22 protein-coding genes are annotated in these 18,356 nt (G+C 66.2%); 17 read left to right on the plus strand and 5 right to left on the minus strand.

From position 1 onward, the window contains the following. Positions 1-103 precede the first annotated feature (103 nt). The 3 genes from ACNH6H_RS03265 (at position 104) to ACNH6H_RS03275 (ending at position 1,580) form a co-directional block, all read left to right on the plus strand. Entirely contained in the window at positions 104-598 is a 495-nt protein-coding gene (locus tag ACNH6H_RS03265; RefSeq protein ID WP_418315593.1) for a hypothetical protein, read from the plus strand. Further along, complete coding sequence (locus ACNH6H_RS03270; protein WP_418315595.1) at positions 588-1,061, plus strand: hypothetical protein; 474 nt, start codon at positions 588-590, stop codon at positions 1,059-1,061. The genes ACNH6H_RS03265 and ACNH6H_RS03270 overlap by 11 nt, the downstream gene beginning before the upstream one ends. A gap of 96 nt (positions 1,062-1,157) precedes the next feature. After that, positions 1,158-1,580: a DUF4019 domain-containing protein gene (locus ACNH6H_RS03275; RefSeq protein ID WP_418315596.1), complete on the plus strand. Its 423-nt coding sequence runs from the start codon at positions 1,158-1,160 to the stop codon at positions 1,578-1,580. A 131-nt stretch (positions 1,581-1,711) separates the two neighbouring features. Here ACNH6H_RS03275 and ACNH6H_RS03280 read toward each other — a convergent pair whose 3' ends face one another. Next, positions 1,712-2,251, minus strand: a complete 540-nt coding sequence (locus ACNH6H_RS03280; RefSeq protein ID WP_418315598.1) for a hypothetical protein — start codon at positions 2,249-2,251, stop codon at positions 1,712-1,714. A gap of 409 nt (positions 2,252-2,660) precedes the next feature. Between ACNH6H_RS03280 and ACNH6H_RS03285 the strand changes: the two genes are divergently transcribed. From ACNH6H_RS03285 to ACNH6H_RS03310, 6 genes are all read left to right on the plus strand, one after another. Then, positions 2,661-2,981 carry a GYD domain-containing protein gene (locus ACNH6H_RS03285; RefSeq protein ID WP_418315599.1) on the plus strand — a complete coding sequence of 107 codons (321 nt, stop codon included), beginning with the start codon at positions 2,661-2,663 and terminating at the stop codon, positions 2,979-2,981. A 148-nt stretch (positions 2,982-3,129) separates the two neighbouring features. Further along, entirely contained in the window at positions 3,130-3,570 is a 441-nt protein-coding gene (locus tag ACNH6H_RS03290; RefSeq protein ID WP_418315601.1) for a YybH family protein, read from the plus strand. Between the two features lie 97 nt (positions 3,571-3,667). After that, positions 3,668-4,039 carry a DUF4440 domain-containing protein gene (locus tag ACNH6H_RS03295; RefSeq protein ID WP_418315603.1) on the plus strand — a complete coding sequence of 124 codons (372 nt, stop codon included), beginning with the start codon at positions 3,668-3,670 and terminating at the stop codon, positions 4,037-4,039. A 90-nt stretch (positions 4,040-4,129) separates the two neighbouring features. After that, entirely contained in the window at positions 4,130-4,672 is a 543-nt protein-coding gene (locus ACNH6H_RS03300) for a dihydrofolate reductase family protein (protein ID WP_418315604.1), read from the plus strand. Between the two features lie 111 nt (positions 4,673-4,783). Continuing rightward, positions 4,784-4,987, plus strand: a complete 204-nt coding sequence (locus ACNH6H_RS03305; RefSeq protein WP_418315606.1) for a type II toxin-antitoxin system VapB family antitoxin — start codon at positions 4,784-4,786, stop codon at positions 4,985-4,987. After that, positions 4,984-5,397 carry a PIN domain-containing protein gene (locus ACNH6H_RS03310; protein ID WP_418315607.1) on the plus strand — a complete coding sequence of 138 codons (414 nt, stop codon included), beginning with the start codon at positions 4,984-4,986 and terminating at the stop codon, positions 5,395-5,397. Before ACNH6H_RS03305 ends, ACNH6H_RS03310 begins: the two co-directional genes overlap by 4 nt. 37 nt (positions 5,398-5,434) lie before the next feature. On the opposite strand, the gene ACNH6H_RS03315 is transcribed toward ACNH6H_RS03310, so the two are convergent. Next, complete coding sequence (locus ACNH6H_RS03315) at positions 5,435-5,665, minus strand: hypothetical protein (RefSeq protein WP_418315608.1); 231 nt, start codon at positions 5,663-5,665, stop codon at positions 5,435-5,437. 196 nt (positions 5,666-5,861) lie between these two features. Here ACNH6H_RS03315 and ACNH6H_RS03320 point away from each other — a divergent pair, with 196 nt between their 5' ends. Beyond that, positions 5,862-7,142 carry an aminomethyltransferase family protein gene (locus ACNH6H_RS03320; RefSeq protein ID WP_418315610.1) on the plus strand — a complete coding sequence of 427 codons (1,281 nt, stop codon included), beginning with the start codon at positions 5,862-5,864 and terminating at the stop codon, positions 7,140-7,142. 31 nt (positions 7,143-7,173) lie between these two features. Then, the gene (locus tag ACNH6H_RS03325) at positions 7,174-8,301 is read left to right on the plus strand and encodes a serine hydrolase domain-containing protein (protein ID WP_418315612.1); all 1,128 of its coding nucleotides are present in this window, start codon (positions 7,174-7,176) and stop codon (positions 8,299-8,301) included. Here the strand turns inward: ACNH6H_RS03325 and ACNH6H_RS03330 are convergent, their stop codons facing one another. Continuing rightward, entirely contained in the window at positions 8,302-10,902 is a 2,601-nt protein-coding gene (locus tag ACNH6H_RS03330) for a TRAP transporter permease (RefSeq protein ID WP_418315613.1), read from the minus strand. 277 nt (positions 10,903-11,179) lie between these two features. Here ACNH6H_RS03330 and ACNH6H_RS03335 point away from each other — a divergent pair, with 277 nt between their 5' ends. The 6 genes from ACNH6H_RS03335 to thpR all read left to right on the plus strand — a co-directional run bounded on the left by ACNH6H_RS03335 (position 11,180) and on the right by thpR (position 15,899). After that, on the plus strand, positions 11,180-12,439 hold the full coding sequence (locus tag ACNH6H_RS03335) for an MFS transporter (RefSeq protein WP_418315614.1): 1,260 nt from the start codon (positions 11,180-11,182) through the stop codon (positions 12,437-12,439). Positions 12,440-12,491: 52 nt separating this feature from the next. Then, on the plus strand, positions 12,492-13,109 hold the full coding sequence (locus tag ACNH6H_RS03340; protein WP_418315616.1) for a glutathione S-transferase family protein: 618 nt from the start codon (positions 12,492-12,494) through the stop codon (positions 13,107-13,109). Between the two features lie 206 nt (positions 13,110-13,315). Beyond that, on the plus strand, positions 13,316-13,675 hold the full coding sequence (locus ACNH6H_RS03345) for a hypothetical protein (RefSeq protein WP_418315617.1): 360 nt from the start codon (positions 13,316-13,318) through the stop codon (positions 13,673-13,675). Then, on the plus strand, positions 13,672-14,733 hold the full coding sequence (locus ACNH6H_RS03350) for a hypothetical protein (RefSeq protein ID WP_418315618.1): 1,062 nt from the start codon (positions 13,672-13,674) through the stop codon (positions 14,731-14,733). The genes ACNH6H_RS03345 and ACNH6H_RS03350 overlap by 4 nt, the downstream gene beginning before the upstream one ends. Before the next feature lie 143 nt (positions 14,734-14,876). Further along, entirely contained in the window at positions 14,877-15,368 is a 492-nt protein-coding gene (locus ACNH6H_RS03355; RefSeq protein WP_418315620.1) for a hypothetical protein, read from the plus strand. 21 nt (positions 15,369-15,389) lie between these two features. After that, the gene (gene thpR, locus ACNH6H_RS03360; protein WP_418315621.1) at positions 15,390-15,899 is read left to right on the plus strand and encodes an RNA 2',3'-cyclic phosphodiesterase; all 510 of its coding nucleotides are present in this window, start codon (positions 15,390-15,392) and stop codon (positions 15,897-15,899) included. Here thpR and ACNH6H_RS03365 read toward each other — a convergent pair. Then, entirely contained in the window at positions 15,890-16,687 is a 798-nt protein-coding gene (locus tag ACNH6H_RS03365; RefSeq protein WP_418321203.1) for a slipin family protein, read from the minus strand. The two genes, thpR and ACNH6H_RS03365, sit on opposite strands and share 10 nt — an antisense overlap. 16 nt (positions 16,688-16,703) lie before the next feature. After that, entirely contained in the window at positions 16,704-18,263 is a 1,560-nt protein-coding gene (locus ACNH6H_RS03370) for an NfeD family protein (RefSeq protein WP_418315622.1), read from the minus strand. Positions 18,264-18,356: the final 93 nt, after the last annotated feature.

Genomic DNA, 18,356 nt, shown 5'->3' on the forward strand with positions numbered 1-18,356 from the left:
GCCGTTTGGGCGTCCATTTCATTCTTGCCCCGTCGCCTTACGCCACTGCTTCGGTTAACTCGGACGTTCTCCTCAAAGTAGTCCCTGATTAGCATTTGCCGCCATGAAAACCCCTTGGTGGTCGGCCGGCTTGTTGCTTCTGGCGTTCGCAGCCGGCTTCTTGCTCTACCAGGCGGTGATATACGTTGCCGGCTTTCTTGCGGCTATCGCCGTACCGAGCAGTTACTTTGCTTGGTTTGGGCGCGGGCGGGCAGAACTGGCCGCGGCCATCGTGATCCTGACGACGATGGCCTTGCCGATGGCCATTCTCTTTGCGGGCGGCACGCTCGCCAGCTATCGGCTGCTGCGTGAGCTACCACCCAGGCCGTTCATGCTGGCGATCGTCGCCGGCGCAGTCACCTGCTTTGTCTTCAGGACGGCGTCGTCCATGCTGTACCTGTCAGAGTTGCCTCGAGAGGTCCAACCTGTCCCGATCAGCGATGTCCTCTGGCAAATCCTGCTTCCGCCCTGGTGGGCAGTGCCGAGTGCAGTCGCCCCCTGGCTGGGATTGGCGTTCGCGGGCTGGCTCATCTTGCGGCGGGCGCGACATGAAGCCTGACCACCTGCTCGACCGGAGCACCAACAGGCTCCACCGATGGCTGATCTATGTTGTCGCCGCCACCTTGTCGACCGGCCCAGTTGGTGCCACTGCGACGCCGCCGGCGAAGCTGTCACCGGTACCGGGCATGTTCACCGACATGAAGTACCAACAAGAATTCGGGGACTTCGTCGGTATGGAAATTTTCATCGTGCCAAGCGGTGACGGAGGTCACTTCGCGCTGGTGCAATGCTCCGACGGCAAGCTGACAAAACCCGTGCTCGTCCAGGCGAGCTTCAAGGGAATCGCGGTCACGCTGGAGCCCCATCGCGATCCGCTCAGCAGTTGCCCGAAAGCCGCTTTTCGAGGCACGATCTCGGACGCTGAATTGCGTGGGCAATTCGAAGGGAGCAGCCATGTTCGTCGGCTCAAGCGGAAGAGCAGCGTCTGGCAGTTGGAAGACGTACTTCCCGGCGCGAAGTGATGCACGAATCGTTCAAGCGCCGATGCCTTCCCCTGCATGGGGCGCAGCTTCCACGTCGGGCATCGCACTTGACGTCTTCAGCTCTGGGAGTCCGCAATGAATCGTCGCCTCGCCCTCGCACTGCTGGTGTTGCTGCTGTCCACTGCGCCCACCGTAGCTCTTGCGGGCGCCGACGTGGATCCAGCCGCAAGACCGGCCGCAGCCGAATGGCTGCAGAAGGTCGATACCTCGAACTACTCGGGATCGTGGGAAACAGCGGCTTTGATGTTCAAGAGCGCCGTATCGGTTCAGGCTTGGGAGAAGGCCGCGCAGTCGGTGCGTGCTCCTCTGGGCGCGCTGCGCAAACGCGCGGAGAGATCAGCAACAGCATCCAGCGTTCTCCCCGGGGCCCCTGACGGGAAGTACGTCGTATTTCAGTACGACGCCGTATTCGAGAACAAGGCAACGGCGGTCGAGACCTTGACCCTTGCGCAAGATCGCGACGGCATGTGGCGCGTGGCCGGATACTTCATCAAGTAGCTGGGCGGTCAAGCGGCGGCGAACCGTCGGCTTGCACCATATCCGACACGGGCAGGCAATCGGTGCCCCGTCGTACGCCTCACGCGCCGATTGCGGCGTGTCTGAATTCCTCCCCGCCGCGTCGGTTCACTCTACGGCCAAGACGAGATCCCTGGCGTTGCAGAGTCCGGCTTCATTTGCCGCTTGATCGTGACCCACCAGAGTTTCTGACGAGAATCCCGATCGCGAATCGATCCGCGTGCAAGATAGTCGTTGATGGCCCAACTCGATACTGGGGCCGCTCCTACCACATAAGCAAACGTGAAGCCTCTCGAAGCCCCCTGGAACCTGTAGATGGACGCCACCAACACACCGCCGGATCCAGCCGGCATTTGGTGGTAAATCTGCGGGCTGAGTTCCTCGAGTGCCTGCTGCTCGGCCTGATCCGCCGCCACGATATTCATGTTGTGCATTGCGGTGTAGAACAGATCGGCACCGACACCCGTGGCGGACTGCCCCCGAGAAGTATTTGCACTGTGCCCGGCAATTGCCCTGCGAACATAGTGGTTCCCAAGTGGTGTCCCGGATCTGCCCGCGCCCACTTCGCCGAACCGATCATTGCTGGGCCCAGGCCCGGTGTCGAGCAGACCGCCGTCGAGGTCGTATACAACCTGCCAGATGAGTGGTTCCATGACCGGTCTCAAAGGGTGTGTCGAGAATCACGGGGGGTCCGTGCCCCCTTGGAAATGAGGATAGGTACTGCAAGCAAGATGTCAAGTTCGCGAGTGGCGTTTCATCGCTCGCATTTACCTTCTCGCGCCATTTGCGAACCGCCGATTCCAGTTGTGCCTGACGTCCGGAGCGCCACCTCGTCCCGCTCATCTTCGAGCCCTGGGCACGGGACATGGCCACGCGCATGTGTTGGAGGTCGCCACCGGCACCGGGGTCATCACGCGCCTGGGCGCATGTCGTGGCAGCGGTTCGTTGGCCAAATCAGTTCGCATTGCGCGATATCGGACACGGGCAGACAATCGGTGCCCCGCCGTGCGCCGCACGGGTCAATTGCGGCGCGTCTCGAGTTCTCCTTCAAAGGAAATAGTGATGCCCAAGTACATGCTCCGCGTGAACTACACCGCCGAGGGCGCCAAAGGCCTCGTTCGTGAAGGCGGCTCCAAGCGTCGTGCCATTGCCCAGAGTGCGGCAGAGTCGGTTGGCGGAAAGGTCGAGTCCTTCCATTTCGCTTTCGGCGATACCGACGCCTTCGTCGTGGCGGACCTGCCGGATGCAGCCAGCGCAGCGGCCATCGCCCTGACCGTATCCGCCAGCGGCGGCGCGACGGTGCAAACCACGGTGCTGATGACACCGGAGGAACTCGACGCCGCAGCGAAGAAGTCGCCGCTTTACGCCGCCCCAGGGAAGTAGCTGAACGAACCGGCGAAGCGCTCGCGTCCAATCGCGTGAGCAATGACGCTTGAAGGGGTGGCCTGGCGGCCCACTCCGCGGTCACGCAGCACAAAGCCGGCAGCAGCGGCATTCCTGCCGGAGCACTCGACAATCAACAAGGCCAGCAATGCCAGACATCGACAAATCGATCGACCGGGTGCTCGAAATCTACAAGTCGGCTGTCCATGCGAAGGACATCACTCGCTTCATGCAGCTGTACGACCCCAAGGTCAGGATCTTCGACACCTGGGGAATATGGTCCTATGAAGGTGCCGATGCGTGGCAGCTGGCCGTCGAGGCCTGGTTCACGTCACTCGGCACGGATACGTGCAAGGTCAGCTTCGACGATGTCCAATCGTCCGGCACTTCGGACCTTGCCGTCGTCAGCGCGATCGTCACCTACGCTGGCGTATCCGCACAAGGCGAACCACGGGGCAGCATGCAGAACCGGATCTCCTGGGCGCTGAAGACCAGTGGGCATGTGCTTCGGATCATTCACGAACATACTTCTGCGCCGGTCGGCTTCGAGGACATGAAGGCCATCCTTCAGCGAGCCGGCGGCAAATGAGCAAAAAAACGTTGCAGACCGAGCAGGCCGAACTCGCGCTCGACCGCATCCGGAACCGCCCGACAAGCTCAACCGTTGTGCCGCGCCTGAAAAAGCCGTGACCGATCTCCTCGCTCATCTCCAGGCCCTGGAATCGGAATTGCACCACCCCGGCGTGCGCTGCTCGCGTGAGCGGCTCGAAGCGCTGCTGCATCCGGACTTCCACGAAGTCGGTCGCTCCGGACGGCCGTACACGCGGGAAACGGTGATCGCCCACCTGGCAGACTCGGCAACGCAGCCCGACGTCGTGGCCTCGGCTTATTCGTTGCAGATGCTGGCCCCGGAGGTGGCGCTGTTGAGCTATCAATCGGCGGAGCGCGAACCGGCTGGCAGCCTGGTTCTTGGCGCACGCCGAAGTTCCGTCTGGCTGCAGACACCCGTCGGCTGGCAAATGGTCTATCACCAGGGAACGCCCTCGCCGACCGAATGAGTTCAGCCTTCGATTGAACCGCCGCCTTGCTCGCCAATCATGTCGACCGAGTCCGCTTCTCCAGACGCTGCAGCACACGAAGGCACCTCGATGACCCCGAAGCTCTCCGTCTTCATCGCCACCAGCCTCGACGGCTATATCGCCCGGGAAAACGGCGCAATCGATTGGCTGGAAAAGGCCAATGCGACGGTGCCGGAAGGTGAAGACTGCGGCTATGCGGAGTTCTTCGCATCGGTCGATGCGCTGGTGATGGGCCGGGCGTCGTTCGAGCAGGTGCTCGGCTTTGCGGACTGGCCGTATGGCGACAAGCCGGTCCATGTGCTGAGCCGTTCGCTGCAGCGCCTGCCGGTCGGCTTGCCCGGCTCGATATCGTTGCTCGACATGGCGCCGCAGCAGGTCGTGCAGCTCGCAGCCGATGCCGGCCACCGGCACCTCTACGTCGATGGCGGCCAGACGATCCAGGCCTTTCTCGCGGCCGGGCTGATTTCGGAGATGACGATCACGGTGATCCCGGTGCTGCTTGGTTCCGGAATCCGTCTGTTCGGTGCGGTGCCTTGCGACATCCCGCTTCGCCTGCTGTCGGCCAAGGCCTATCCGTTCGGCTTTGTCCAGAGCCGCTATGCGCTGCCCTGAGCTTGGCTGCAACGCACCGCAGCAGGCTGATGATGAACAACATCTTCCGATGTTTCGAGCGCATTGCAGCCAACAACTGGTCTGTGTAGACTTCGTATCAAGGAGTCACACATGGCAACCAATCTGGCTCTAGACCAAGAGTTGTTGGACCGGGCTTTTCGCTTGAGCGGCGAGCCGACGAAAAAGGCCGCCGTCACGCGGGCCTTGCAGGAGTTCATCGCTCGCCGGGAGCAGCGAGGGGTCGCCGAGTTGTTCGGCAAACTCGAGTGGGACACGTCGTTCGACTACAAGGCTGAGCGGGCGCGCAGACGGTGAGCCTCCTGGTCGACACCAGCGTCTGGTCCCTGGCGTTACGGCGGGACACCATGCAGTCGGCGCCGGAGGTCACTGCGCTCCGCAACGCGCTGCTCGGTGCAGATCAGGTGTTCACGACGGGGCTGATTCTTCAGGAGTTATTGCAGGGATTCGCCGGGCCGAAGGCGCGCGACCTGCTCATCGAGAGACTCGCCGCGCTGGCCTTCCTGCAGCCAGATCGGGAGGACCACATCGAAGCAGCCGAGCTGCGCAACATCTGTAGGCGCAGTGGGGTGCAGGTCGGCACCATCGATGCGCTACTGATTCAACTGTGTCGCAGGCATGACCTGACGATGTTGTCGATGGACAAGGACTTCATCGGAGCAGCGAAACACATCGATTTCAGGCTGTGGCCACTGGCTGACGACTGACTGAGGGCGCGTATACCGAACCTGGCTCGTAACCCCTTCACGCATCATTCTTGATCGCCCCGCGGATATTCATCGCCGCCAGGCAGACTTGCAGCACGATCAGCGCATAGGCGTTCGCATACAGGCCCCACGCGATCCACAGCGCGTTGCTGCCCAGAAAAACCCAGAAGCCGAAATTGCGGCGCCGTTCCCTGGGCGAGGCAACCAGCCATGCGGCCACCACGGTGACAACCATCGCAGGCCATTGCAACCAGTCGATCTCGGGCATCCGTTACTTCTCCTCAGGGCCAGTGCCCGCGTCATTGTTCGAAAGGTGGCCGTCGATGTTAGCTGGCTGCCTGCGGCCGCCATCAACGCGATGGCAGCACGGCCGCGGGATCCAGACGGCTGGAGGCTTTCGTCTCGCTGCGATGCGTGGCACCATCGGGCGCGACATGGCCAGGTTTGCCCTGAACGAAACGACGATGGATCGTGTCCGCAGCGGTCCGTCGGGCCCGGGAGACGAGATGACGACGAGTGCAGCGGCAGCCACCCTCCCCTTCGAGTTCGTCGTCAAGCCGGTGCCATCCTGCGGCGGCCCGCGCGAATTCCGGCAATCGATGCGGCCGCACCCGATGGTGCATCACGAGTTGCCGTACGAGCCGGTATTCGGCATCTACAACGGGCGGTTGCGCGCGCTCGAATACGGCAAGGTCAGCTCCGACGATCTGTATTGGCAGCTGCGCCGGCAGGTCACGCTGGTGCATACCGGCGAGATGGCGACCGAGATTGCCGGGCCGCATGCCGAGCGGCTGCTGAACCGCGTCTTCACGCGCGACGTCTCGAAGGTCCGTGTCGGCCGCTGCAGCTACCAGATCGCCTGTTTGCCGGACGGCGGGATGATCATGGACGGCGTGCTGCTGCGGCTTGCGGCCGACCGTTTCTGGTATGCGCAGGGCGACGGCGAATTTCCGCTGTGGTTGCATGCCCATGCGATCGGTCTCGACGTCGCGGTGCGCCCGGCCGATGTCTGGATCAGCCAGGTGCAGGGCCCGCGCGCGCTCGACGTGCTCGCGCAGGTGGCCGACGACGGCCTGCCGGAACCGTTCCGCTATTTCGACCTCGCCGAGATCCGCATCGCCGGCCAGCCGGTGGTGATCAGCCGCACCGGTTATACGAACGAGCTCGGCTGGGAGTTCTATTTCGGAGCCGACGTCGACGCCGATGCGATCGGCGAGAAGATGCTGCAGGCGGGCCGTCCGCACGGCATGCATCCGATACCCGGCGCGGTGACGAATGCGCGGCGCATCGAGGCCGGGCTGCTGTTCTCGGGCACCGATTTCGACTTCAGCGTCACGCCATTTGCGGCCGGCCTCGGGGCGATGGTCGACCTGCAGAAGACCGGCGACTTCATCGGCAAGGCCGCGCTCGCGAAGGCCGACCAGCGGCGGCGCAGCTGGGGGCTGCAGTGCGCCGGCGGCGTGCCGCGGCAAGGCGAGACGCTGTTTCTGAGCGGCCAAGGCATCGGCCGCGTCTGCAGCACCGCCTGGTCGCCATTCCTGCAATGCGGCATCGCGATCGTCCGGATGAACGATGCGGCGCATCGGCCGGGTACCGTGCTGCAGGTCGAAACTTCAGACGGCAAACGGCACGACGGCACGCTCTGCGAGCTGCCGATGTACGACCAGGCCGGCGATATCCAGCGTGGCAGGTGCACCGACATTCCGGAGATCCCGGACCAGCCGCGCCGGCCGAATGCCCGCTGACAAAACCATGCGCGATTCAAGCAACCGCCTGATGCACCGCCTGTTCCCCGCCGTCGTCGCGCTGCTGCTGCTTGTCGCACTGCAGCCAGCAAGCGCGGCGGCGAGCAGCACCTACCAGGCCTGGCTCGACGAAGCCTTCGCCGCCGACGGGCCCGGTGCAACGGTGATCCTGACCCGGGATGGCGAGGTGGTCTTTCGCGGCGCGGCGGGCCGGGCCAATCTGGAGCTCGGCGTGCCGATGCAGCCCGACCATGTGCTGCGGATCGGCTCGCTGACGAAGCAGTTCACCGCAGCGGCGATCCTGCTGCTGCGCGACCGCGGCCGGCTCGCGCTGAGCGACGAGGTGGCGCGGCACTTGCCGGACTTCCCGCCGCACGGCGCGCGGATCACGATTGCCCAGCTGCTGGCCCACACCTCGGGCCTCTTCAACTACACCGATCAGCCGGGATACTGGCGCGGCCAGCTGCTGCGCACAGATGTCAGCGTGCAGCAGATCATCGGCATGTTTGCCGACAAGCCGCCGCAGTTTGCGCCGGGCAGCCGCTTCAGCTACTCGAACTCGGGTTATGCGCTACTCGGCGCGATCATCGAGCGGGTATCCGGCAAGCCCTACGCCGAGTTTCTGCGCAGCGAGATCTTCGCGCCGCTCGGCCTCGTCGATACGCAATACGGCGGGCTGCAACTGGTGCTGCGGCGCGCATCCGGATACCAGATCGACGCCGACAAGCGCTATCGCAATGCGCTGCCGCTGAGCATGACCCATGCCTATGCCGCCGGCGCGTTGCTGTCGACCGTCGACGACCTGGCTCGCTGGAATGCCGCGCTGTTCGGCGGCCGGCTGTTGAGCGACGAGTCATTGCGGCTGATGACGACGGCAACCCGGCTCGCCGACGGATCGGTCACCGAATACGGATTCGGCCTGTATGTCCGCGAGCGCGACGGGCTGCGCGTGATCGGCCATTCCGGCGGCATCCACGGCTTCACCAGCAGCGCCTGGTGGCTGCCCGAGCAGCGGCTTTATGCCGCGGTGCTGACGAATCTGGAAGACAGCGGCAAGGCGAACGAACTGCTGTGGCGCCTGCTGCGCGATGCCGCAACGGACAGCAGCGGCACGAGAAAGAAGATTCCCGAAACCCCGCCGCGCCACACCACCCGGTAGTCAGGCCGCAGCGGGCACCCGCAGCGCTGGCGGCGAGCGCCGCCTGCCCTGCCCGACCCACAAAAGCGCGAGGATCAGCACGCCGGCCAGATAGATCCAGTTCGCGCTGGCGCCGCCGGCCGGCTCCTTCAGCGCGATCACCTCGAAGCCCTGGTCGACGCGGCTGCGCGCGGCGCGGCTGCCCATGCGCACGCCGGCGATCTCGACCTTGTCGCCGAGGCGGGACAGCGTCAGCCCGGCCTCGCCGAGGCGGCGTGCCACCGCTGCCGCGTCGTCGCCAAGTTTCGGGCCGAGCCGCACCGCAACGGTCTTGCCGAGTTCGTCGCCCTCGATCGTCTCGCCGCGGATCACCAGCACCAGCCGGTCGTTGTCTTCAAGGCGGTTGACCAGCGCATTCAGCTCCGATGGCGCCAGCTGCTGGTATGCGGGGCGCACTCGGTCCATCACGAAGTCGGGGCGGAACAGCAGGAAGGTCGCGAGCAGCAGCGCGGCCACCTCCCACCAGCGGCAGCGGATGCGGAACCAGCCCATCGTCGCCGCTGCAAATGCCAGCGACGCGAGGATCGATGCCGCCGCCACCATCGCCACCTCGCTGGCGCTGCGCACATCGATCAGCAGCAGCGTCGGGTTGAAGACGAAGACGAACGGCAGCACCGCGGTGCGCAGCGCATACAGCGAGCCCTGGATGCCGGTGGCGATCGGGTCCTCGCGCGAGATCGCCGCCGCTGCAAATGTCGCGAGGCCGACCGGCGGCGTGATGTCGCCCATGATTCCGTAATAGAAGACGAACAGGTGCACCGCGATCAGCGGGATCACGAGGTCGGAACGCGCACCGAGCTCGACGATGATCGGCGCCATCAGCGTCGCCACGAGGATGTAGTTGGCCGTCGTCGGCACGCCCATGCCGAGCACCAGGCAGACGAAGGCGGTGAACAGCAGCATCAGCACGACGCTGCCGCCCGACACCAGTTCGACGAAATCCATCAGCCGCAGCCCCAGGCCGCTCAGCGTGATCGTGCCGACGACGATGCCGGCGCAGCCGGTCGCGATCGCGATGCCGACCATGTTGCGCGAGCCGTCGAGCAGGCCGCGCAGCACGTCTTCGCCGCCGGCGCGCCAGCTGTCGGCCGCCGGCAGGCCGCGCAGCAGCGCACGCAACGGATGCTGCGTCAGCATCAGCACGATCAGCACGACCAATGCCCAGAAGGCCGATGTGCCGGGCGACAGCGACTCGATCATCAGGCACCAGATCAGCACGCCGATCGGGATCAGGAAATGCAGCCCGGCCTGCACCGTCGGCCAGACCGGCGGCAGTTCGGGCCGGTCGACGTCGATGCCTTCGGGCAGTTCAGGCGCGCGGGCGGCGAGCCAGGCACTGACGAGGTACAGCAGCCCGAGCAGCAGCGCCAGCGCATACGGCGCCGCGGCGCCGAGCGCCGCCTGCACGCCGAGGGCGACGAAATAGACGCCGCCGCACACTGCCAGCGTGCCGCTGATGCCGAGCGACCAGCCGTGCAGCCGCTGCAGCGGCGTTTTCGGCCGGGCAGCGGCCATCGGCATCATGCCGAGCTTCAGCGCCTCGAGGTGGACGATGTAGAACAGCGCGATGTACGAGATCGTTGCCGGCAGGAAGGCGTGCCAGATGATCTCGCTGTACGGGATGCCGACATATTCGACCATCAGGAAGGCGGCCGCGCCCATCACCGGCGGCATGATCTGGCCGTTGACCGAACTCATCGTCTCGATCGCGCCGGCCTTCACGCCGCCGTAGCCGGCCTTCTTCATCAGCGGGATCGTGAAGATGCCGCCGGAGACGACGTTGCTGACCGACGAGCCCGAGATCAGACCGTTCAGCCCCGACGAGACGACCGCCACCTTGGCCGGTCCGCCGCGCAGGTGGCCGAGCAGCGCCATGCTGACCTGCATCATGTAGTTGCCGGCGCCGGCGCGGTCGAGCAGCGTGCCGAACAGCACGAAAACGAAGATGAAGCTGACCGAGACGCCGAGCGCGACACCGTAGACACCTTCGGTCGACAGCCACATGTGGCTGGCCACCCGGGAGAGGCTCGCGCCCTTGTGCGCAACGACGTCGGGCAGCAACGGGCCGGCGAAGATGTAGGCGAGGAACAGCACCGCGAGCACCGCCATCGGCGCGCCGACCGCACGCCGCGTCGCCTCGAGCAGCAGCAGCACGCCAGCGACCGACGCGACGATGTCGGCCGTTGTCGTCTGGCCGGGCCGGGTTGCCAGCTGCGCGTAGAACAGCAGCAGATACGCCCCGGCAATGCCGCCGGCGACCGCCAGCACGACGTCGAGCAGCGGGATGCGGTCGCGCGGAGCGCTGCGCGACGACGGATAGACGAGAAAGGCCAGCGCCAGCGCCAGGCCGAGGTGCAGCGCCCGCGCCTGCGTATCGTTGACAACGCCCCAGCCGAGTGCGAATGGCAGCGGCGAGGCATACCAGAGCTGGAACAGCGCCCAGCCGAGCGCAAGGGTGCCGACGACGACCGCGGCGATGCCGCGCGGCGAGCGTCCGCCGGTGTCGGTTTCGGCAACGAGTTGCCCGAGTTCGGCCGACGGTTGCATGGTGTTGTGCGCCATCGTGGCCTCTGTATCGAATGCGGCCTGTGCCGCGCAAGCCGGCGATGATAGGCAGGCGGCGGCCCTGCGGCGAGCACTGTCTTGGCAGTTGTTGGCTTGCGGCATCGGCAGCCGCAGTTTTTATGCGGCGTTTACGCATCCCGTGCGACGCCGCGATTGCCGCGACCGGCAGTTGCCGCGCCCCGACCAGGCCCCGTGCCCACGGCAGCCTTGACCGGCGCATTACGTTTGTCATCGAAGGGCTGACGATGCCCGCCGGCTGATCGACAATCGGCCGGTGCAAGCCAGTTCAGCCGCAACCGCCGACGACCCGCGCATCGATTCGCCGCTGGCCTGGCGGCGCCTGATCGTTGCGCTGCTGCTGATGACGATTGGCTCGGCCGGCATGTATGTCGTCTCGGTGACGCTGCCGGCGGTGCAGGCCGAGTTCGGCGTCAGCCGTGCCGATGCGTCGCTGCCGTTCACCGCGCTGATGATCGGCTTCGGCATCGGCTGCGTGATGATGGGCCGGCTGGTCGACCGCTTCGGCATCGTGCCGGTGATCGTGCTCGGCGGCATCAGCCTCGGCATCGGTTTCATCGGCAGCGGCTGGGCTGGCGGCGTCTACAGCTTCGCGATCGTGCAGGGCATCTTCGTCGGCCTGTTCGGCAGCAGCGCGACCTTCGTGCCGTTGGTCGCCGACACCACGCTGTGGTTTGCGCGCCGGCGCGGCATCGCGGTCGCCGTCTGCGCCAGCGGAAATTACCTGGCCGGCGCGGTTTGGCCGCCGATCGTGCAGCAGCTGGTCGAGACGATCGGCTGGCGCGGCGCCTACATCTCGCTCGGCATCTTCAGCGTCATTGCGATGCTGGCGCTGGCCGGTGCGCTGCGCGAGCGCAGCCCGCTGCCGGCAACGACGGCGCCGAAACCGGGTTCGCCGATCGCCTCGAACCGGCCGTTCGGCCTCGGCCTGAACCAGGCGCAGGCGCTGCTCTGTATCGCCGGCATCGCCTGCTGCGTCGCGATGGCGATGCCGCAGGTGCACATCGTCGCCTATTGCGGCGACCTCGGCTTCGGCGCCGCGCGCGGCGCCGAGATGCTGAGCCTGATGCTGGCCTGCGGCATCGTCAGCCGGCTGGTCTCGGGCGCGATCTGCGACCGCATCGGTGGCGTGCGCACGCTGCTGCTCGGCTCGGTGCTGCAGGGTGTTGCGCTGCTGCTGTTCATTCCGTTCGACAGCCTGCTGTCGCTGTATGTGATTTCGGCGCTGTTCGGCCTGTTCCAGGGCGGGCTGGTGCCGAGCTACGCGATCATCGTGCGCGAGCATTTCCCGCCCGCCGAGGCCGGCGCGCGGGTCGGCACGGTGATCATGTGCACGCTGCTCGGCATGGCGCTCGGCGGCTGGATGAGCGGCAAGGTATTCGACCTGACCGGCAGCTACCACGCCGCCTTCATCAACGGCGCGTTGTGGAATGCGCTGAACCTGTCGATTGCGCTGTTCCTGCTGTGGCGGGTGCGTGGCATCGAACGCCGCGCGCCGCTCGCGATGTCGACTTGAATCCACGCACTCGTGTAGGCTGCGCCCTCCTCCACCCGACACCCGTCACGCCATGAGCAAACCACGCCTGACCTATTTCGACTTTGCCGGCAGCCGCGGCGAGGAATGTCGCATCGCGCTGCACCTGGCTGGCATCGATTTCGACGACGTGCGCGTGAAGAACGCCGACTGGCCGGCACTCAAACCGAAGATGCCGTTCGGTGCGTTGCCGGTGCTCGAGGTGCCGGGCAAGCCGCCGCTGCCGCATTCGAATGCGATCCTGGTGCTGATCGGCCGCAAACACGCCCTGCATCCGACCGACCCGTTTGATGCGGCGCGGCACGAGGCGATGATGTGTGCGGTCGAGGAACTGCGCCACACGATCACGCCGTCGCTGCGGATCAGCGACCCGGAGCAGAAACGCGCGGCCCGCGAGGCGCTGGCAAAAAACGAACTCGCGAGCTGGGGCAGCCAGGTCGAGCAGCAGCTTGGCGACGGCCCGTTCGTCGGCGGCAACGATCTGCAGGTGGCCGACATCAAGCTGTACATGGTCGTGCGCTGGCTGACCTCGGGCGCACTCGACCACGTGCCGACCAGCGTGCTCGACCATTGCCCGAAGCTGCTGAAGCTGTACCAGGCGGTCGGCGACCATCCGGGCGTCAAGGAGTGGCTCGCGAAATCGGCCAAATGACGGCCGGCGGCGCGGCGATGCGCCGTCGATGATTGCAGCCCGCGCAGCGGGCGTGCTGCAGCCACGCGTGAGATCGGTCACGCAAGCGGATTGGCCTCGCCGCATGACGATGCTAAGCTGCACCGACCACCCCGGATCCCGAGCTGCCTGGCCCTGCCGAGGGCGATGGCCTGCCCGGGCCCGTGCCGGTGCCAATGCCTGCCCACATGCTCAGCATCACTGCCACCCAGATGCGCCAGCTCGGCACATCCTCCCGGGACCGCTTCATCCGCAGCATGGCGGCTCACCTGCGCGACAAGTTCGGTGAGCGCGCGAGCAGCGTGCCCGACGAACGACTGCACGAACAGATCGGCCTTGCGATCAAGCATGCCAAGACCTTTGGCATCGAATACGAGGACGACCTGCGCCGCTACCTCGAATACATGGCGATCTACGGCGCGCCGCTCGAGCAGTCGCAAAAGGCGCCGTGGATCGGCAAGATCCTGCAAGACGAAGCGCTGACCGGCACACGCAAGATGGACCTGATCGGCGACTACGAGCTGCACCTGTTGCGGAGCGGCCGATGACGCGGCCGAGCCGCCCGCTGAACCCGCAGGCCGTCTCGGCGGCCGACGACGCGTTCTACGCCAACCATCCGGAACTGGTGCAGGACGGCCGGCGCGTTCCGCTGTCGGCGAGCGACCCGTCGCAGGCGGCGCTGCGCGAGGAATGGAATGCGCTTTATGCGCAGCACAACGGCCAGCTCGATCCCGATCCGCCGCCGGCAAAAAGGCCGGACGATCCGGTGCAGCCCTCGCCTTGCGAACCCTGCGTACCGGCGTCGTCGGTGACCTTGTCGCTCGGCAAGGCGAAGCTGACGCTGAAACACGACCGCGAAACCCGGCTCGAGATCGTCGTCGCACCGGCAGCCTGCATCGTCGAATCGTGCCTCATCGAGATCCGCCGCGCATCGGCTGCCGCCTGGTGCACGCTGTCGACCAACCAGGTCGAGGACCCTTGGCAGGCGAAGATTGCCGGCAAGTTCAAGCTGCGCGCGAAGGCCACCGTCTGCGGCACCGAACACACGTCGGCCGAAGTCGATCTCGAGGTGCAGTTTCCGCAATATTCGGAGATCGTCGCCGACGCGACCGTCGTTGCCAATACCGATGCCGCCTGGACGGCGACGCTGGCCGACTGCACCGAAACGCCGACCAACCAGCGCCGTGAACGCGGCTTCTGGATCGAGCTCGACACGACGGCCGACAGCTACCAGTCAGGGCCGCTGGTGCTCGGCGCATTCGGCGGCCCGACCGCCGGCGCGTCGGTGCCGCTGCCGACCCGCCCGGCCGATACGCCGGACCCGCCCGATCCCTGCGCGGCCGGTGCGGTTTACCGTGTCGCCTCGTTCCATACCCATACGCCGACCGAATTCCGTGCTGCCGCCAATCCGCCGGGTACTGTGCGCCCGATCGGCCCGAGTGGCGCCGACCAGCGCATCGACACCTCCGACGATGTGCCGGGTGTCGTCTACGACTATGTCGAATCGCCGGCCGGCAGCGGCAGCATTCCGTTGGGCCACCCGAAAAGCGGTGCCGCGCAGCGTTACCACTCGCAGGGCAAGACCCGCAGGACGACGCCGCCATGAGCAGATACCGGCAGCCGGGCCGGGCGAGCCGCCGCAGCTGGCTGACGGCTGCCGTTCTGGCTTGCGGCCTGTCGGCCCTGCCGTGGTCCCCCGGCGCCGATGCGGCCGGTCGAAGAAGCCCCGCGCCAAAGGAGAATCCCCGCATGCAAAACGCCAGGCAGGCCCTCGAGGCCGCGCTGCGAGCCAGCGCCGACCGCTTGAACCAGCGGCCGATCATCAACATCGTCGTCGAGCCGGCGAAGGACCACTATACGGTGCACCTGAGCCTGCTGGCGGCGGTGTCGCAGGCCGAATCGGAGTGCCTGCAGGTGAAGGTCGACGCCGAGACCGGCGCGGCGGCGCCACCGGCATCGACGCCCTGCCCGAACCCGATGCTCTCGCTGCAGGAAGACTGGCGCAACAGCCCGTTCATCGACGGCCTGCGCGCCTACCAGGCGGGCTTGCAGGCGATCAAGGGATATGAACACTACGACCCCTACGGCCGCCTCGCGATCCAGCTGAAAAACGACCACTACGAAGTGACCTTCCCGGACCCGGCGGCGCGGCTGCAGGGCGGGCATACCGCCGACTACACCTACCAGGTCTGGCTCAATGCACGCACCGGTGCGGTGATCAAGATCCTCGCGGCGAGTTGATCCGATCCTTCAGTGACGGCCATGCCCGCGCCGACGACCGCGCGGCTGTTCATCGCGTTGTGGCCTGACGATGCTGTCCGCGCCACACTCGCCGCTTGCCGCAACCGTTTCGAGTTACCCTCCCATGCGCGCCCGGTCAGCGACGCCAAGCTGCACCTGACACTGCATTTTCTCGGCTCGGTTGCAACCGAGCGCATCGGCGAACTGGCCGATGCGCTGCAGATCCCGTCAGCGCGATTCGAGTTGCGCTTGGAGCAGATCGACTGCTGGGCCGGTGGCCTGACGGTGCTGCGACCTCGGCGCAGCCCGGCGGCACTGATGCAGCTGCATGCCGATCTCGCGGCCTGCCTGCAGCGGCTCGCGATGCCGCTCGAGGCGCGCCACTTCAGGCCGCACGTGACGCTGGCACGCCGGCATGCCGGCTGCGACAAGCAGCTGCTCGATGAGCCGATCCGCTGGCCGGTCGACGGCCATGTGCTGGTGCAGTCGACGCCCGACGGGCAATACCGCGTGCTGCAGTCCTACCGCTGATCGGGTGGTGGCGCCGGCTCGGCGGTCGCGACCGGCCGCCGATCGGCGATCGACGCCAGCAAGTCCATCGGCAACGGCAGGATCACCGTCGATGCGCGGTCGCCGGCGACCTGCGTCATCGTCTGCAGATAACGCAGCTGCATCGCCTCGGGTTGCTTGGACAGCATCTGCGCCGCCTCGAGCAGCGCGATAGCGGCCTGCTTCTCGCCTTCGGCATGGATCACTTTCGCACGGCGTTCGCGTTCGGCCTCGGCCTGGCGGGCGATCGCGCGGACCATCGATTCGTTCAGGTCGATGTGCTTGATCTCGACATTGGTGACCTTGATGCCCCAGGCATCGGTCTGCGCATCGAGGATCTGCTGCACGTCGAGGTTGAGCCGCTCACGTTCGGCGAGCATCTCGTCGAGTTCATGTTTGCCGAGCACGACGCGCAGCGTGGTCTGCGCCAGCTGGCTGGTCGCCATCAGAAAATTCTCGACCTGGATGATCGCCTTCTGCGGATCGACGACGCGGAAAAAGACCACCGCATTGACCTTCACCGAGACGTTGTCGCGCGAGATCACGTCCTGCGGCTCGACGTCCATCGTCACCACCCGCAGGTCGACGCGGACCATCTGCTGCAGCCCAGGGATCACGATCACGAGGCCCGGTCCCTTGACCTTCCAGAAGCGGCCCAACTGGAACACGACACCGCGCTGGTATTCGCGCAGCACGCGGAACGAAGCCAGTACCAGCAGCAACAGCAGCAGCAGTGCAGCGGCAAGACCGATGTTGAAATCGAGGAGCATCATGACCGCTGTCCTTTCATCGTGAATTCTTGTCCGCCGCCATCGAGCGCACGCCGAGCGTCAGGCCGTTGATCGCGACGACGCGCACCCGATCGCCCGGCTGCAGCGCCTCGCGGCTCTCGACCTTCCAGCGCTCGCCGTGGATATTGGCCCAGGTCGCGCCATGGCCAACCGCAATCACCTCGCCGGTTGCGCCAAGCAGTTCTTCCTTGCCGCTGACAACCGGCTGCGCGCGGCCGCGCAGCGCGAGTCCGCCGCCGAGCAGGACGACCGCGGCCGATGCGGCTGCCAGGCCGACGATCAGCGAAATCGGCACGCCGAAGCCGGGGATGTCGCGGTCGAACAGCAGCAACCCGCCGGCGATGAAGGCGACGATGCCGCCGAAGCCGAGCACGCCGAAACTCGGCGACATCAGCTCGGCGACCAGCAGCGCCATGCCGAGCACGATCAGGCCGAGGCCGGCATAGTTGGTCGGCAGCATCTGCAGTGCAAAGGCCGCAAGCAGCAGGCAGATCGCACCGACCGTGCCCGGAATGCCGAAGCCCGGCGACGAGAACTCGAAGATCAGCCCATAAATACCAATCATCAGCAGGATCAGCGCAAAACTCGGATTCGCGATCACCGACAGCAGCCGGTGCCGCGAATCCGGCGGCGCAGCTTCGGTGGCGACGCCGGCAGTTGCCAGCTTGCGATCGACGGCGAGCACGCGCACGGTGCGGCCATCGATCTTCGCGAGCAGATCGGGCACGTCTTCGGCGATCACGTCGATCACGTTCTCGCGCAGCGCCTCCTCGGCGGTCAGGCTGACCGCTTCGCGCACCGCACGTTCGGCCCATTCGGCATTGCGGCCGCGCTGCTGCGCGAGGCCGCGGATGAAGGCCGCGGCATCGTGGACCTGTTTCGCCGTCATCGGGTCGCCGAGCGGCGCCGGCTTGTCTTTGGCCGGCTTGTCGTCAGCGGCGGCTGGCGCCGATGCGGCCGCACCGTCACTGGCCGAGGCTTCGGCGCCCGAGGCTGCGCTGGCCACCGGCTTTGCTTTCGGCGCCTCGCGTTCGGGTGCTTTTTCCGCAGGCGGCTGCTGCGACGGAGGGCGCTGCGTGCCGGGTATGCCGATCGCGACTGGCGTGGCCGCACCGAGCGTCGTTGCCGGCGCCATCGCCGCAATGTGCGCGGCATACATGATGTAGGTGCCGGCGCTTGCCGCACGCGAGCCCGGCGGACTGACATAGACCGCGACCGGCACCGTCGAGCCGAGGATCGCCTGGATGATCTGCCGCATCGAGGTATCGAGGCCACCCGGCGTATCGAGCTTGACGACGACCAGCGGCACGCCGGCCTTGCCGGCCTTCTCGATGCCACGCACCAGGTAATCGGCGCTGGCCGGGCCGATCGCATCCTGCACCTCGAGGACGACAACGGGCTGCGCAGCGTGTGCATGGCCGACCCACAGCAGCGGCAACAGCAGCATTGCCATGCCGACCTTCCGCAACAGATCCTTCATCAGTTGTTGCATCGCGATCCTCGGGCCTGGCACGGCCTGCCGACACGGCGACAGACCATGCGAGAACAGCCACATCGTCGGGCCGGGCGGCGATCCGCGCAAGTGTGTCCGCGGCCGACCATTGAGCGAGATCAAGCTTGTCCCGGGGCCAGCTGCAGCGCCCGTTGC

It is taken from the genome of Pseudideonella sakaiensis (assembly GCF_048320135.1).
GTDB classification, from domain to species: Bacteria; Pseudomonadota; Gammaproteobacteria; order Burkholderiales; family Burkholderiaceae_C; genus Ideonella_A; species Ideonella_A sakaiensis_A.

Excerpts from the sequence above, each read along its gene's own strand:
- ACNH6H_RS03265 (WP_418315593.1), top strand. The coding sequence starts at position 104 with ATGAAAACCCCTTGGTGGTCGGCCGGCTTGTTGCTTCTGGCGTTCGCA.
- ACNH6H_RS03270 (WP_418315595.1), top strand. The coding sequence starts at position 588 with ATGAAGCCTGACCACCTGCTCGACCGGAGCACCAACAGGCTCCACCGA.
- ACNH6H_RS03275 (WP_418315596.1), top strand. The coding sequence starts at position 1,158 with ATGAATCGTCGCCTCGCCCTCGCACTGCTGGTGTTGCTGCTGTCCACT.
- ACNH6H_RS03280 (WP_418315598.1), bottom strand. The coding sequence starts at position 2,251 with ATGGAACCACTCATCTGGCAGGTTGTATACGACCTCGACGGCGGTCTG.
- ACNH6H_RS03285 (WP_418315599.1), top strand. The coding sequence starts at position 2,661 with ATGCCCAAGTACATGCTCCGCGTGAACTACACCGCCGAGGGCGCCAAA.
- ACNH6H_RS03290 (WP_418315601.1), top strand. The coding sequence starts at position 3,130 with ATGCCAGACATCGACAAATCGATCGACCGGGTGCTCGAAATCTACAAG.
- ACNH6H_RS03300 (WP_418315604.1), top strand. The coding sequence starts at position 4,130 with ATGACCCCGAAGCTCTCCGTCTTCATCGCCACCAGCCTCGACGGCTAT.
- ACNH6H_RS03305 (WP_418315606.1), top strand. The coding sequence starts at position 4,784 with ATGGCAACCAATCTGGCTCTAGACCAAGAGTTGTTGGACCGGGCTTTT.
- ACNH6H_RS03315 (WP_418315608.1), bottom strand. The coding sequence starts at position 5,665 with ATGCCCGAGATCGACTGGTTGCAATGGCCTGCGATGGTTGTCACCGTG.
- ACNH6H_RS03320 (WP_418315610.1), top strand. The coding sequence starts at position 5,862 with ATGGATCGTGTCCGCAGCGGTCCGTCGGGCCCGGGAGACGAGATGACG.
- ACNH6H_RS03325 (WP_418315612.1), top strand. The coding sequence starts at position 7,174 with ATGCACCGCCTGTTCCCCGCCGTCGTCGCGCTGCTGCTGCTTGTCGCA.
- ACNH6H_RS03330 (WP_418315613.1), bottom strand. The coding sequence starts at position 10,902 with ATGGCGCACAACACCATGCAACCGTCGGCCGAACTCGGGCAACTCGTT.
- ACNH6H_RS03340 (WP_418315616.1), top strand. The coding sequence starts at position 12,492 with ATGAGCAAACCACGCCTGACCTATTTCGACTTTGCCGGCAGCCGCGGC.
- ACNH6H_RS03345 (WP_418315617.1), top strand. The coding sequence starts at position 13,316 with ATGCTCAGCATCACTGCCACCCAGATGCGCCAGCTCGGCACATCCTCC.
- ACNH6H_RS03350 (WP_418315618.1), top strand. The coding sequence starts at position 13,672 with ATGACGCGGCCGAGCCGCCCGCTGAACCCGCAGGCCGTCTCGGCGGCC.
- ACNH6H_RS03355 (WP_418315620.1), top strand. The coding sequence starts at position 14,877 with ATGCAAAACGCCAGGCAGGCCCTCGAGGCCGCGCTGCGAGCCAGCGCC.
- thpR (WP_418315621.1), top strand. The coding sequence starts at position 15,390 with ATGCCCGCGCCGACGACCGCGCGGCTGTTCATCGCGTTGTGGCCTGAC.
- ACNH6H_RS03365 (WP_418321203.1), bottom strand. The coding sequence starts at position 16,687 with ATGCTCCTCGATTTCAACATCGGTCTTGCCGCTGCACTGCTGCTGCTG.
- ACNH6H_RS03370 (WP_418315622.1), bottom strand. The coding sequence starts at position 18,263 with ATGTGGCTGTTCTCGCATGGTCTGTCGCCGTGTCGGCAGGCCGTGCCA.